This window comes from Sphingobium herbicidovorans, assembly GCF_002080435.1.
Classification (GTDB): domain Bacteria; phylum Pseudomonadota; class Alphaproteobacteria; order Sphingomonadales; family Sphingomonadaceae; genus Sphingobium; species Sphingobium herbicidovorans.
In genome coordinates this window covers 2,485,758-2,499,194 of record NZ_CP020538.1, presented here as the reverse complement: position 1 = coordinate 2,499,194, position 13,437 = coordinate 2,485,758, and the positions used below count along the sequence as shown (strand labels likewise).

The 13,437-nt window shown below is 64.6% G+C and carries 12 protein-coding genes; 7 read left to right on the top strand and 5 right to left on the bottom strand.

Features of this window, described 5'->3' with window-relative positions:
- Nucleotides 1–279, bottom strand: a complete 279-nt coding sequence (locus B6S01_RS12330; RefSeq protein WP_037462426.1) for a chorismate mutase — start codon at nt 277–279, stop codon at nt 1–3.
- A gap of 102 nt (nt 280–381) precedes the next feature.
- Between B6S01_RS12330 and B6S01_RS12325 the strand changes: the two genes are divergently transcribed.
- The 7 genes from B6S01_RS12325 (at nt 382) to B6S01_RS12295 (ending at nt 8,982) form a co-directional block, all read left to right on the top strand.
- On the top strand, nt 382–1,410 hold the full coding sequence (locus B6S01_RS12325; protein ID WP_037462666.1) for a polyprenyl synthetase family protein: 1,029 nt from the start codon (nt 382–384) through the stop codon (nt 1,408–1,410).
- A gap of 93 nt (nt 1,411–1,503) precedes the next feature.
- The gene (locus B6S01_RS12320) at nt 1,504–2,283 is read left to right on the top strand and encodes a TSUP family transporter (RefSeq protein ID WP_037462427.1); all 780 of its coding nucleotides are present in this window, start codon (nt 1,504–1,506) and stop codon (nt 2,281–2,283) included.
- Between the two features lie 75 nt (nt 2,284–2,358).
- Nucleotides 2,359–4,815: an ATP-dependent helicase HrpB gene (gene hrpB / locus B6S01_RS12315; RefSeq protein ID WP_037462430.1), complete on the top strand. Its 2,457-nt coding sequence runs from the start codon at nt 2,359–2,361 to the stop codon at nt 4,813–4,815.
- Between the two features lie 56 nt (nt 4,816–4,871).
- Nucleotides 4,872–5,150, top strand: a complete 279-nt coding sequence (locus B6S01_RS12310) for an ETC complex I subunit (RefSeq protein ID WP_037462432.1) — start codon at nt 4,872–4,874, stop codon at nt 5,148–5,150.
- A gap of 118 nt (nt 5,151–5,268) precedes the next feature.
- The gene (locus B6S01_RS12305; RefSeq protein ID WP_037462433.1) at nt 5,269–5,511 is read left to right on the top strand and encodes an acyl carrier protein; all 243 of its coding nucleotides are present in this window, start codon (nt 5,269–5,271) and stop codon (nt 5,509–5,511) included.
- 93 nt (nt 5,512–5,604) lie between these two features.
- Entirely contained in the window at nt 5,605–6,867 is a 1,263-nt protein-coding gene (gene spt / locus B6S01_RS12300) for a serine palmitoyltransferase (protein ID WP_051908006.1), read from the top strand.
- Nucleotides 6,868–6,990: 123 nt separating this feature from the next.
- Nucleotides 6,991–8,982 (top strand): ATP-binding protein, encoded by a 1,992-nt coding sequence (locus B6S01_RS12295; RefSeq protein ID WP_037462670.1) that lies wholly within the window; start codon nt 6,991–6,993, stop codon nt 8,980–8,982.
- On the opposite strand, the gene B6S01_RS12290 is transcribed toward B6S01_RS12295, so the two are convergent.
- From B6S01_RS12290 to gcvPA, 4 genes are read right to left on the bottom strand one after another with little or no spacing between them, the layout of a single operon-like run.
- Nucleotides 8,939–9,814, bottom strand: coding sequence for a hypothetical protein (locus B6S01_RS12290; protein WP_037462673.1), 876 nt, complete (start codon nt 9,812–9,814; stop codon nt 8,939–8,941). The genes B6S01_RS12295 and B6S01_RS12290 overlap by 44 nt on opposite strands.
- 47 nt (nt 9,815–9,861) lie before the next feature.
- Entirely contained in the window at nt 9,862–10,509 is a 648-nt protein-coding gene (locus B6S01_RS12285) for a DUF938 domain-containing protein (protein WP_037462435.1), read from the bottom strand.
- Nucleotides 10,506–12,077 (bottom strand): aminomethyl-transferring glycine dehydrogenase subunit GcvPB, encoded by a 1,572-nt coding sequence (gcvPB, locus tag B6S01_RS12280; RefSeq protein ID WP_037462437.1) that lies wholly within the window; start codon nt 12,075–12,077, stop codon nt 10,506–10,508. Before gcvPB ends, B6S01_RS12285 begins: the two co-directional genes overlap by 4 nt.
- On the bottom strand, nt 12,074–13,432 hold the full coding sequence (gene gcvPA / locus B6S01_RS12275; protein WP_037462439.1) for an aminomethyl-transferring glycine dehydrogenase subunit GcvPA: 1,359 nt from the start codon (nt 13,430–13,432) through the stop codon (nt 12,074–12,076). The genes gcvPB and gcvPA overlap by 4 nt, the downstream gene beginning before the upstream one ends.
- Nucleotides 13,433–13,437 lie beyond the last annotated feature (5 nt).

The following is a 13,437-nucleotide window of genomic DNA, read 5'->3' as shown; positions in this document are numbered from 1 at the left end:
TCAGCCTTCGCGCAGCCGTTCATGATGGCGGATAACTTCGTCGATGATGAAGCGCAGGAATTTTTCGGTAAAGTCGGGATCGAGATTGGCGTCGGTCGCAAGCTGGCGCAGACGGGCGATCTGGCGTTCCTCGCGGCCCGGGTCGGCAGGCGGCAGGTCGTGGGTAGCCTTATATTCGCCGACCGCCTGGGTGACCTTGAAACGCTCGGCGAGCATGAACACGAGCGCAGCGTCGATATTGTCGATGCTCTCGCGATACCGTTTCAAAGTCTCGTCCACGCCTGTCCTCCCAATCTTCGCGCGCTTTTTGCGCCATACCGCGCCGCGCGCAAGCTATTCCCGCTTGCCATCTGCATTTTGCGCCGCCACATGGGCCGGGTCATGACCGCACCCGCCTCCGGCAATGTCCATCCTATCCGCCGCGCCCACGGCGCGCCTTCGCTTGCCCCAATGATGGCGCTGGTCGCCCAGGGCATGAACCATGTGAATGCCGTAATCCTGGACCGGATGCAGTCTCGCATCCCGCTGATCCCCGAATTGGCTGGGCATCTGATCGCAGGCGGCGGCAAACGGATGCGGCCGATGCTGACGCTCGCCTGCGCGCAGCTGGTTGGCTATGCGGGAAGCCGTCATTACAAGCTGGCCGCGGCGGTTGAGTTCATCCACACCGCCACGCTGCTGCATGATGATGTGGTGGACGGATCGGGCCTGCGCCGGGGCCGAAAGACCGCCAACATCATCTGGGGCAACAGCGCCAGCGTGCTGGTCGGCGACTTCCTGTTTTCCCGCGCATTTGAACTGATGGTCGAGGCTGAATCTCTCAAGGTGCTGAAAATTCTGTCCAATGCGTCGGCCGTGATCGCCGAGGGCGAGGTCAACCAGCTGAGCGCCCAGCGCAAGATCGACACCAGCGAAGAGCAGTATCTGGACATTATCGGGGCAAAGACCGCCGCCCTGTTTGCCGCCGCATGCCGGATTTCGGCGGTCGTCGCGGACCGGGACGAGGCGGAGGAAAAGGCGCTGGACGTCTATGGCCGCAACCTGGGCATCGCATTCCAGCTGATTGACGACGCCATCGATTATGAATCGGACGGCGCGACCATGGGCAAGGATGCAGGCGACGATTTCCGCGATGGCAAGGTGACGTTGCCGGTGATCCTGGCCTATGCGCGCGGCGTCGAAGAGGATCGCGCTTTCTGGAAGCAGGCTATCGCAGGCAACCGGGTGGCCGACGAGGACCTGGCGCATGCAACGCAGCTGCTTCGCAAGACCGGCGCGATCGACGACACGCTGGCGCGGGCACGGCTCTATGGTCAGCGGGCGATTGACGCACTGGGTCAGTTCGATCCGGGTAGCGCCAAGGCGGCGCTGACAGAGGCGGTCGAGTTCGCGATTGCACGCGCATATTGAGGAATTGCAGCTTCCCGATCGTATCATGATACGTCCCGCCGATTTGCGTTCGCAAGCTCGGGCAGGCGGCAGGATGAGCGGGGCGCGCCTTACATGATCTTATCTCCCGAAACTCTGGCTTTCCTGATGACGGCCGCGCTGGTCGCCGGGTGCATCGACGCCATGGCGGGCGGCGGCGGCCTGATCGCCCTGCCCGCGCTGCTCGCCGCAGGGGTGCCGCCCGTGCCCGCCGTGGCCACCAACAAGCTGCAATCCTCCCTCGGCACTTTCGGCGCATGCATTGCCTATGCACGGGCGGGACATATGGATCTGAAAGCCTTTCGCTGGCCGATCATCGCCGCCTTTATCGGGTCGGTAGGCGGCGCATGGTTGATCCAACGCGTGAGCCCCGCAATTCTGGCGGGACTGATGCCCGCGCTGCTGATTGCGCTTGCCGCCTATTTCACCTTTTCCCCCAAGGTGAGCGAGATGGATCGGCACAGCCGGGTGGGCATCGTCGCGCTGAGCCTGCTGATCGGGGGGATCGGCTTTTATGACGGCTTTTTCGGCCCCGGCGCGGGCGCATTCTACACGACGATATTCGTGGCGCTAGGCGGGCTGGGGCTGGTGCGGGCAACCGCGCAGACGAAGGCCGCGAACTTCGCGAGCAACATCGCCGGGCTGATGACGATGATCGCAGGCGGCCATGTAATATGGGTCGCCGGGCTGGCAATGGCGGTGGGCAGCATCACCGGCGGCCAGATCGGGTCGCATCTGGCCATGCGGTTCGGCAGCAAGCTGATCCGGCCGCTGTTGATCGTCATGTCCCTGGGGTTGACGGCCAAGATGCTGCTGGACCCGAAGAATCCAGTGCGCGCCCTGCTTTTTGGATAGCCACGCAAATCGGTGGCATGCCGGGCGGGTTCGATGGCTTGCGCTGACGGTTGATTGGCGCGACAGGGACGCAGGATGAACGCCCCGCTGCCCATATATGATGTCCTGCCCCGGCTGCTGGATGCGCTGCGCAAGGGAAGCAGCGCCGTGCTCGTCGCGCCGCCCGGCGCGGGCAAGACGACAGCGGTCGCCCCTGCCCTGCTGAACGAGCCATGGTGCACGGGCCAGATCCTGCTGCTGTCCCCCCGCAGGCTGGCGGCCCGCGCGGCGGCGGAACGCATCGCCGAACTGATGGGCGAGGCAGCGGGTGGAACCGTCGGCTATGCAACGCGCATGGACAGCAAGCAGTCGGCAAGAACGCGCATCCTGGTGTTGACCGAGGGCATTTTCGTGCGGCGGATACAGGATGATCCCGAACTGTCGGGCGTGTCGGCGGTGCTGTTCGACGAAGTGCATGAGCGGAGCCTGGACAGCGATTTCGGCCTGGCTCTGGCGCTGGATGCTCAGGGGGCGTTGCGACCGGACCTGCGCATCGTGCCGATGTCGGCGACGCTGGACGGCGCGCGCTTCGCGGCTTTGCTGGACAACGCGCCAGTGCTGGAGAGCGAGGGGCGGATACAGCCGCTGGAGCTGCGGCATCTGGGCCGGGCGGCGGAAAGGCGGATCGAGGACGAGATGGCTGCGGCCGTGCGGCGCGCGCTGGCGGAAGAAAGCGAAGGAGACCTGCTCGCCTTCCTGCCCGGCGTCGGCGAGATCGAGCGGACGGCGGAACGGCTGGAGGGGTTAAGCGTAGAAGTGCATCGGTTGCACGGCAGCCTCGACCCCGCGGCCCAGCGCGCCGCCATCCGGCCATCGCGCGAGGGGCTGCGCAAGGTCATTCTGGCGACATCCATCGCCGAAACCAGCCTGACCATTGATGGCGTGCGGATCGTGATCGATTCAGGACTGGCGCGCCGTCCGCGCTATGACCGGGCGGCTGGCGTGACGCGCCTTGTCACCGAACGGGCGAGCCAGGCGGCGGCGACGCAGCGGGCAGGACGCGCGGCGCGGCAACGGCCAGGTGTAGCCTACCGCCTGTGGGAAGCGGCGGCGACGGCGGGTATGCCGCCCTTCGACCCGCCGGAAATTCTGGAAAGCGACCTGTCGAGCCTGTTGCTCGACTGCGCGCTTTGGGGGGTGAGCGATGCGGCGAGCCTGCGCTGGCTCGATCCGCCGCCCGCCGCTGCGCTGAGCGAAGCGAGAACGCGGCTTACGGCGCTGGAAGCGTTGGATGAAGACGGACGGATCACGGCGCATGGCAAGGCGCTGGCCCGGCTGCCGCTCGCGCCGCGGATCGGCCATATGCTGGTTCGGGCGGGCGAGATGGGGCTGGCGGAGGTTGCCGCTGATGTAGCCGTGCTGCTGGGTGAGCGCGGAGTCGGTGGGCAGGACATCGACCTGACGCAACGGCGGATGCGATGGCGGCGGGAAGCCGGGAAGCGGGCGGACGCGGCACGGGCGATGGCGAGGCGATGGGCTGGCCTGATAAAAACCACGCCAACCCCTTCCAGCGGCGGGAAGGGAGACAGGACCATCGGCCTTTGTCTCGCCCTCGCCTTCCCCGACCGGGTGGCAAAGCGCCGATCCGCGGACGGCGCGGACTGGGCCAGCGTGGGCGGACGCGGGTTCCGGCTCGACCCCGCCAGCCCGCTCGCGCGGGAGGAGTGGCTAGCGGTTGGCGAAGTGCAGGGCAGCGCTGCGGGCGCGCGGATATTGTCTGCCGCTCCGATCGACGAGGGCGATGTGTTCGCCCTGTTCAGCAGCCGGGTGGCGGAACATCGCACCGTGCGCTTCCGGCCCGAGACCGGTGGGATAGAGGCCCTGCGCGAAAGGCGGCTGGGCGCGATAAGGCTTTCGTCCGGGTCGGATGACCGGCCGGACCCTGAAGCAGTCGCGGCGGCTCTGCTGGACGGCGTAAGGCGCGGCGGGCTGGACCTGCTGCCCTGGTCGGAGGCCGCGCGGTCACTCAGGATGCGGGCGGGGTTCGCCGGGATCGAGGCGCTTTCGGACGCAGCGCTGCTCGCCAACCTCGACGAATGGCTCCCGCCCCTGCTCACAGGCAAGCGGCGCCTGTCCGACATCGACAGGTCGCAACTGTCGGCGGTGCTGGAAGGCCTGATCGGCTGGGACGGCAAGCAGCAGCTCGACCGGCTCGCACCGCCGGATTTCCGCTCGCCCGCAGGGAGCAGCCATGCCATCGATTATGCCGCAGAGGGCGGGCCCAAGGTAGAATTGCGGGTGCAGGCGCTGTTCGGACTGGCCGAGCATCCGGTCGTCGGGAGCGAACGCATCCCGCTTGTCCTGTCGCTGACGTCGCCTGCCGGGCGGCCGATCCAGACGACGCGCGACCTGCCCGGCTTTTGGGCAGGTAGCTGGAGCGCGGTCGCCAAGGAGATGCGCGGGCGTTATCCCCGGCATCCCTGGCCCGACGATCCCGCCGGCGCCGCCGCAACGCTGCGCACGAAACGCGCCGACGCCCGCCGCAAGCCTTGACTTCCAGACACGCGCTGGTGCAACGGAGCCATCGCCCCAAGGAGTTTGACGCCACGATGGCTGCGCGCATCTATCAAATCCAGAAGAACGCTCTTCAGTCCGGCAAGGCGCGGACCGACAAATGGGTGCTGGAATTTGCACCGAGCGAGGCAAAAAAGCCCGATCCCCTGACGGGCTGGGCCGGATCAGGCGATACGCAAAGCCAGGTGAAGCTGACCTTTCCTTCGCAGGACGCGGCGCGCGCCTATGCGGACAAATATGGGATCTGCTACAGCGTCATCGCCACGCCGCCCAAGACGTTGAAGATTCAGGCATACGCCGACAATTTCCGCTGACGCCGAAATCGGTGGCACAATCGGGCGCGATGCTGCCCGATTGCCGCCTTATTCCCTTGCCAAGAGGCGAGGCTTGGGGGCAAAAGCCACCCTTTCACGGGAAAGCTTTGAACAGATAATGACGGATCGCCAGCAGATTTTCGACAGCATCGCCGCGCAGATCGGGCCTTTCAACAAGAAGGGCGTCGAGCTGAGCGAGGCCACTACCTTTGCAGGCGACCTGGAATGGGACAGCCTGACGGTGATGGACTTCGTCGCCGCGATCGAGGACGAATTCGACATCATCATCACGATGAACATGCAGGCCGAAATCGAAACCGTCGGCCAGCTTGTCGATGCCGTGGCGAAGCTGAAGGGCTGATCCGGGCTGCTTTCGCAAGCGGGCGAAACGACCCGCGCATTCGCGTAACGTCCCACCGCTCAAGTGGGGACGAACCGATATTTGGACGATGAGATGACAGACGCAGCGGAAACCGCCACCGACGCCCACACGCCCGCCGAAGTGACCGGCGCGCGCGACCTGTTTTCCAAATTCGATCCGCTGATCGCCGAGCGCGAGGCGCTGCTGGCGACTGGCGTGCGCGATCCCTTTGCGATTGTCATGGACGAGGTGAAGTCACCGACGCTGGCGATTATCAAGGGCCGGGAAACGATCTTGCTCGGCACCTATAATTATATGGGCATGACGTTCGATCCGGATGTGGTCGCGGCGGGCAAGAAGGCGCTGGACGAATTCGGCGCCGGCACAACCGGCAGCCGCGTGTTGAACGGCACTTATCAGGGCCACAAGGAAGTCGAAGAGGCGCTCAAGGAATTTTACGGCACCTCCGGCGCGATGGTGTTTTCCACCGGCTACCAGGCTAATCTGGGCATGATCTCAACCTTGGCGGGCCGTGGCGATTACATCATTCTGGACGCCGACAGTCACGCCTCCATCTATGACGGTTGCTTCCTGGGCGATGCGGAGATCGTCCGTTTCCGCCACAACAGCGTCGAGGATCTGGACAAGCGCCTCGGCCGCCTGCCTGCCGACGCGCAGAAGCTGGTCGTGCTGGAAGGCGTCTATTCGATGCTGGGCGACGTTGCCCCCTTGCCCGAGATGGTCGCGGCGGTGCGCAAGCATCCCAATTGCATGATCCTGGTCGATGAAGCGCATGGCATGGGCTTTTTCGGAGCCAACGGGCGCGGCGTGTATGAAGAGCAGGGCGTCGAGAAGGACGTCGATTTCGTCGTCGGCACCTTTTCCAAATCGGTTGGCACGGTGGGTGGATTCTGCGTGTCCAATCACCCCAAATTCGAAGTGCTGCGCCTCGTCTGCCGTCCCTATGTCTTCACCGCATCGCTGCCACCCAGCGTCGTCGCCACCGCCGCCACCTCGATCCGCAAGCTGATGCATGCGGGAGAAAAGCGCGCGCATCTTTGGAAGAACAGCCAGCGGTTGCACAAGGGCCTGACGGACCTTGGTTTCAAGCTGGGGACCGAAACGCCCCAATCGGCCATCATCGCCGTCATCCTGACCGATCAGACGCAGGCGGTTGCGATGTGGCAGGCGCTGCTGGAGCTGGGTCTCTATGTCAACATGGCTCGCCCGCCCGCGACACCGGCTGGCACGTTCCTGCTGCGCTGCTCCCTGTGCGCGGAGCATAGCGACGAACAGGTGGGCCAGATCATCGGCATGTTCGAGGCCGCTGGAAAGGCGACCGGAGCAATCGGTTAACCCCGCCAGCGAGCGCCTTGCCGCCTATGGCGACGCAAGCGTCGGACGAGGTGCACCGTCATCCGGGAACCTTTTCATCCTTGATATTTCGCCGGTAATACTGTTCGACTAATGTATGGGTTGATGGCGGACAGCTATTACATGGAAGAACAGGAGTCTGGCTGGCAGGCGGCGGTGCGACGCTTCCTTCCGCTCGTCCTGGTGATATTGCTGGTCGGGGCGCTCGGCACCCTGCTCTACAGCGCCAGCACAGCGACGCGCGATCATGAACGCGCGCTGACGGAACAGCGGCGCAGTTTCGAGATTATCGCCCTCGCCCGCGCGTTTGAGGCCAAGACAGCGCGCGCCGAAGTGACGCTGGCCCGCTATGTGATCAGCCTGGATCCCGACGTCGGCCGCCTGTTCCAGGACCAATGGCGCACGGCATCGAGCCAGCTCAAACTGCTGACCTATGCAACGCGCCGATCGGGATGGCAGCGGGCCAATGTGCAGGAATTGCGGCAGGCATTCGAAGAGCGCGGAAAGACGCTGAACGAAATCGGTCTGCGCACAACCTATGACCAGAAGATGACCGCCCTCGGCCAATTCCACCAGGCGGGCAAATCGGAAGAGCTGAAACATATCACCAAGCTGCTCGACCGGGTGATCCAGGCCGAAAACGGGCGGCTTCAGGAACGCAGCCTCGCCGTGAAGCTCGCGGGGAATCGCACCCAATGGGTTGATCGAACGTCGCGCCTGTTCGGGCTGGTCCTGTTCGTCTGCGTCCTGTTTGCCCTGTGGATGGCGAACGCAGCCCTGACCGAGCGTCGCAGCGCCCGCCGCATCGCGGACATGGAGGCCGAGCGCGCCGACCGCATGGAAGCTGCGGTTGCGGCGCGCACGGTGGAACTGTCGAGCGCCTATGAGCAGTTGAAGAAGGAAACGGCGGAACGCGCGGCTGCCGAGGAAAATCTGCGCCAGATGCAGAAGATGGACGCGGTGGGCCAGTTGACCGGCGGCATCGCGCACGATTTCAACAATATGCTCGCGGTCGTCGTCGGCGGACTCGAACTGGCCAAGCGCACATTGCGCCTGAAGCCACAGGAGGCTTCCCGGCATCTGGACAATGCCATGGACGGCGCCACCCGCGCCGCGGCGCTGACCCGCCGCCTGCTCGCCTTCGCCCGTTCCGAGCCCCTGCTGCCCAGCGCCGTCGATCCCGACATGCTGGTAAGGGACATGGCGGAACTGATCGATCGGTCGATCGGCGACCAGATCATCGTGTCCTTCGACAATCAGGCTGGCGGCTGGCACATTTTCGTCGATCAGCACCAGATGGAAAACGCCATATTGAACCTGTGCGTCAATGCCCGCGACGCGATGAACGGACGGGGCAGGCTGGTCATCGAAACGCGTCAGGCGCTGCTCGCTGAAAGCGAGATCGGGGAATGCGCGGCCGGCGACTATGTCGTGCTGAGCGTCACGGACGACGGGTGCGGCATGGCCCCCGACGTCCTCGCCCGGGTATTCGAACCCTTCTTCACGACAAAGCCCGTAGGCAAGGGCACCGGGCTGGGACTTAGCCAGATTTTCGGCTTCGTACGGCAGAGCCACGGTGAAATCCGCATCGAATCGGAATTGGGCCACGGCACCAGCGTACAGATCTACCTGCCTCGCCGGGTCAGCATCAGCGGGCAATCGACTGGCGAAGCACCCCTGTCCGATCGGGAACCGGTGCTGCATCCACCCACGCGCATCCTGGTCGTCGAGGATGATCCCCGCGTGCTGAACCAGACGATGGCGGCGCTGGCGGAACTTGGCCATCTGCCGGTCGCATGCGATCATCCGTCAAAGGCCGCCAAGCTGCTCACCAGTCACCGCGACATCGGGCTGATCGTCAGCGATGTGCTGATGCCCGACATGACCGGGCCGGAAATGATCCGATCCCTGCCCGCTGCCTACGCGCATGTGCCGGTGCTGTTCGTCACTGGCTATGCCGGCGATATTGCGGAGAGTTCGGAATTTGGCGGGCACCAGGTGCTGCGCAAACCCTATACGCTGATGGGCCTGTCACAGGCGCTGTCCAATGCGCTCAACGGATCGCACCACCCCGGAACAGCCGCGGCAGCAGAGTAAGCGCGCCGAGCAGCGGCCAGCGGCGCTGCCAGGGTTTAATGACGATCGTCGTGCCTGCATGGCGATTGATCTTCCAGGCCAGATAATCGATGCCGCCCGCATAGGTGAAGCTGGCCTTGGCAAGGCGGATAACCGACAGGCGCTTGCCTCGACGCTGAAGCTCGCGCCATCGGGCAGGCGCATCTTTTGGCGATGGTGGTAGTCCATCAGCCAGCGCAGCCTCTCCAAAGCGGCGGTAGCGTTCGGGGTCGGCGTCCACGATCGAATGGGAGCGCCCGTTCTTCTCGGCCCGCAATTCAGCATTGTAGGTCAGTGCGAAACCAGCCTTCCAGAGCGATAAGGCGTCCTGCGCGTCCGCCATGGGACGAGCGAGTGACAGCAGCGTCGGAGTGGCGCTGGCGACGGCGCTGACCACCCGCTGCCGGGCGAGATCATCCGCCACCCAGAGCAGCCGGGCAGGCTGGGCAAAGCGCGCCCAGACAGAAACATTGTCCGCACCCACGCCGTTCAGCCGGGCAAAGTCCGCCTCCGACAGCACAGCGTACTTCGCGATCAGGCCATTATGTTCGAACGGGAAGACATTGGGCGGGATCAGCCGGTTGGCGGTGGCCAGCCAGCATTTACCATATGCCTCGCGATAGTCCGACACGATCAGGTAGAAATCCAGCATCAGCCCATCGAGATTCTTCTCTCGCAGGCAGGAGCCGTAGAACAGCACGGCGCGCGATGCGTCGGGATATTTCGCCGCCAACGCGCCTGCCATCGCCGCCGCGCGAGGATCAGCGGGCGCGGTGAGTTCCGCCGTGACGAGGGATGGCAGCGTATCGGGCATCAGGCTTCGCCCCATATCCGCTTCGATCTCGCCTGTCGAAGCGCTTTTCAGGACAGGCGCTTGCGGAACAGCAAGGAAAGATTGTTGGCGGGCATTTCGACCAGCTTCTGAAACACCAACCCTTCAACCGCAGCGGCGGCGACCACATCCTCCATGCGGCGCAGGCCCCATTGCGGATTGCGAGACTTTAGCGAGGCGTCGAAGGCGAGGTTACTGGGAGCGGTTTCAACGTCTTGCCGAAGAAATGGGCCGTAGAGGTAGAGAAGCCCCGAAAGCGGAAGAAGCCTTCCCGCGCCCCTCATCAATCCGACGGTAGCTTCCCATGGGCTGATATGGGCCATGTTGATGCACAGGATCGCGTCGGCTTGCCTGATCGGCCAGTCTGCCGCCGCGTCGAGCCTGATGGGTGGGCGCAGGTTGGAACAGCGGGCCTCAACGCGCCATGCTTCGATGGAGGCTAGCGCCGCAGGATCGGGGTCGCTGGGCTGCCAGTCAAGCGCGGGCAAGGCGGCTGCAAAATGAACCGCATGTTCGCCACTGCCGCTCGCTACCTCCAGCACGAGGCCGGAAGCCGGCAGTTCCTCTCGCAGGACGGCAAGGATGGCGTCGCGATTGCGTTCGGTGGCGGGGGCATGGCGCTTGTCCGCCGCAGCGGGGCCGGAACCGGGTTCCCACGGCTCCGGCCCGCCGGTCATTCTGCGGCCTGCGCCAGCGCCGGGTCGGACCATGTAAGGACCGGCTTGCGGGCGGCAAGTGTCTCGTCAAGGCGGCGGCGAGGTGCGAAATGGGGCGCACCCTTCAACGCCTCGTCTCCCGCCTTGGCGCGCCGGGCGAGGCTGCGTAGCGCCATGATGAACTGATCGAGCGCTGCCTTGCTTTCGGTTTCGGTCGGTTCGATCAGCATCGCACCATGGACGACCAACGGGAAATACATGGTCATCGGGTGGAAGCCTTCGTCAATCAACCCCTTGGCGATATCGAGCGTGGTGAAGCCTTCGGCCAGCCCCTTGTCGCTGAACAGCGCCTCATGCATGCATGGTCCGCTCTGGCCAAAAGGCGCGTCCAGCACATCGTCGAGGCTGCGCAGGATGTAGTTGGCATTGAGCACCGCGTCGCTCGCGACCTGGCGCAGTCCATCCGCGCCGTGGCTGAGAATATAGGTCAGCGCACGGGTGAACATGCCCATCTGACCGTGGAAGGCAACCATGCGCCCGAAGGTCTGGCCATGATGGCCCTGCGCCGTTTCTTCTTCGATCAGCACAAATTGATCGCCCTGACGCTCAACGAAGGGGAGCGGCGCGAAGGGGGCGAGAGCCTGGCTCAGCACAACGGGGCCGGAGCCGGGACCGCCTCCGCCGTGCGGGGTGGAGAAGGTCTTGTGCAGGTTGATGTGCATCGCGTCGACGCCGAGGTCGCCGGGGCGGACCCGGCCGACGATGGCGTTGAAGTTCGCACCGTCGCAATAGACGAAGGCCCCGGCGGCATGGACCGCGTCGGAGATGGTCTTCATATCGCGCTCGAACAGACCGCAGGTGTTGGGATTGGTGATCATCACCGCCGCGACATCGGGGCCGAGGCGGGACTTCAGCGCTTCGAGATCGACACGACCATCCGGGGTAGCGGGTATGTCCTCGACCTTGTAGCCGCAGAAAGCTGCCGTGGCGGGGTTGGTGCCGTGTGCGCTTTCGGGGACGAGGATGACGCTGCGCGCGTCGCCCCGGGCTTCGAGCGCGGCGCGGATCGCGAGCAGGCCGCACAGTTCGCCATGGGCGCCCGCCTTGGGACTCATCGCGACCGAGTGCATGCCGGTGAGCTTGATAAGCCATCCGGCCAGTTCATGGATAACCGCGAGCGCGCCCTGCACCGTCGATTGCGGCGCGAGCGGGTGCAGATCAGCGAAACCGGGCATCCGCGCGACTTTTTCATTGAGGCGCGGATTGTGCTTCATCGTGCAGCTGCCGAGCGGAAACAGGCCAAGGTCGATGGCGTAATTCTGCCGGGACAGACGCGTATAATGACGGACCGTTTCCTGTTCCGACAGACCCGGCAAGCCGATGGCGTCGGTACGGGCGAGGCTGCCCAGGCGGCTGACGACCTTGGGAGCGTCGGCGAAATCGACGCCGGTTGTTTCGGTCGAACCGATCTCAAAGATCAGTGCTTCCTCCAGCATCAGCGCGCGGTTGCCAGTGACCGTCGCGGGAGGCGCATCGGACTGGGTGACGGCTTGCGGCGCGGTGGGGCGGCCTTCCTTGAGCATGGTCATGCCAATTCCTCCTCAAGCGCCTTGGCGAAGGTTTCGATATCCTCTGGCGTCACGGTTTCGGTGACGGCGACAACCAGCCCGTTGCCGATCTGCGGCGCGTCGGGGAACAGGCGGCCAAGCGATACGCCGCCCAGCACATCCCTGTCCGCAAGGTTGCGGACGACTTCGCGCGCGTCCTTTGACAGGATCAGCGTGAATTCGTTGAAGAAGCTGTCGTTGAGCAGCGTCACGCCCGGCACTTGCGTCAGGCGGTCAGCAGCCTGACAGGCGAGCGCGTGGTTCAATGTTGCGAGTTCGCGCAGCCCTCTTTCGCCAAGCAATGTCATGTGGATACTGAACGCGAGCGCGCACAGGCCAGAATTGGTGCAGATGTTCGACGTCGCCTTTTCCCGGCGGATATGCTGTTCACGCGTCGAAAGCGTCAACACGAAGCCGCGCTTGCCCGCCGCGTCCACCGTTTCACCACAAAGGCGGCCGGGCATCTGGCGGACATATTTCTGCTTGCAGGCGAAAAGGCCGAGATAGGGGCCGCCAAACTGGAGGCCCACACCGATCGACTGACCTTCTCCGACGACGATGTCGGCGCCCATCGCTCCCGGTGCCTTGATCGCCCCAAGCGCAACCGGCTCGGTGACCACCGCGACCAGTAGCGCGCCCGCTGCATGGGCAGCGTCGGCGAGCGGGGTCAGATCGGCAATGCGACCGAGAATGTCGGGATATTGGACGACGACGCAGCTCGTATCCTTGTCGATGCCCGCGATCAGCGCGTCGATGTCAGTCACGGCATCAAGGGTCGGCGCCTGATGCACCAGCGCGTCGCCGGTAAACTTCGCCATGGTATTGGCGACCGAGACATAATGCGGGTGCAGGCCCGACGACAGGATCGCCTTGCCGCGCTTCGTGATACGGCGCGCCATGCCGATCGCTTCCCAGCAGGCGGTCGAGCCGTCATACATCGAGGCATTGGCGACATCGCAGCCAAGCAGGCGAGCGACCTGCGTCTGAAATTCAAACAGCACCTGCAACGTGCCCTGCGCGATTTCCGGCTGATAGGGCGTATAGGCGGTCAGGAACTCGCCGCGCTGGATCAGATGATCGACGCTGGCAGGGACATGATGCCTGTAGGCGCCTGCACCAAGGAAGAAGGGCGCCTCCCCCGCCGACAGGTTTTTCCGCGCCAGCGCCGCCATATGGCGCTCGACCGACAGTTCGCTGGCATGATCGGGCAGGCCTGCAATCTTGCCGGAAAGGCGCGCTTCGGCGGGAACATCGACGAACAGGTCATCAATGGATGCCGCGCCGATGACGGATAGCATGTCCTGCCGGTCCGTGTCGGTAAGGGGTAGGTAGCGCATTCAAC

Coding starts and splice junctions, on each gene's coding strand:
- B6S01_RS12325 (WP_037462666.1), top strand. CDS start 382: ATGACCGCACCCGCCTCCGGCAATGTCCATCCTATCCGCCGCGCCCAC.
- B6S01_RS12320 (WP_037462427.1), top strand. CDS start 1,504: ATGATCTTATCTCCCGAAACTCTGGCTTTCCTGATGACGGCCGCGCTG.
- hrpB (WP_037462430.1), top strand. CDS start 2,359: ATGAACGCCCCGCTGCCCATATATGATGTCCTGCCCCGGCTGCTGGAT.
- B6S01_RS12310 (WP_037462432.1), top strand. CDS start 4,872: ATGGCTGCGCGCATCTATCAAATCCAGAAGAACGCTCTTCAGTCCGGC.
- B6S01_RS12305 (WP_037462433.1), top strand. CDS start 5,269: ATGACGGATCGCCAGCAGATTTTCGACAGCATCGCCGCGCAGATCGGG.
- spt (WP_051908006.1), top strand. CDS start 5,605: ATGACAGACGCAGCGGAAACCGCCACCGACGCCCACACGCCCGCCGAA.
- B6S01_RS12295 (WP_037462670.1), top strand. CDS start 6,991: ATGGCGGACAGCTATTACATGGAAGAACAGGAGTCTGGCTGGCAGGCG.
- B6S01_RS12290 (WP_037462673.1), bottom strand. CDS start 9,814: ATGCCCGATACGCTGCCATCCCTCGTCACGGCGGAACTCACCGCGCCC.
- B6S01_RS12285 (WP_037462435.1), bottom strand. CDS start 10,509: ATGACCGGCGGGCCGGAGCCGTGGGAACCCGGTTCCGGCCCCGCTGCG.
- gcvPB (WP_037462437.1), bottom strand. CDS start 12,077: ATGACCATGCTCAAGGAAGGCCGCCCCACCGCGCCGCAAGCCGTCACC.
- gcvPA (WP_037462439.1), bottom strand. CDS start 13,432: ATGCGCTACCTACCCCTTACCGACACGGACCGGCAGGACATGCTATCC.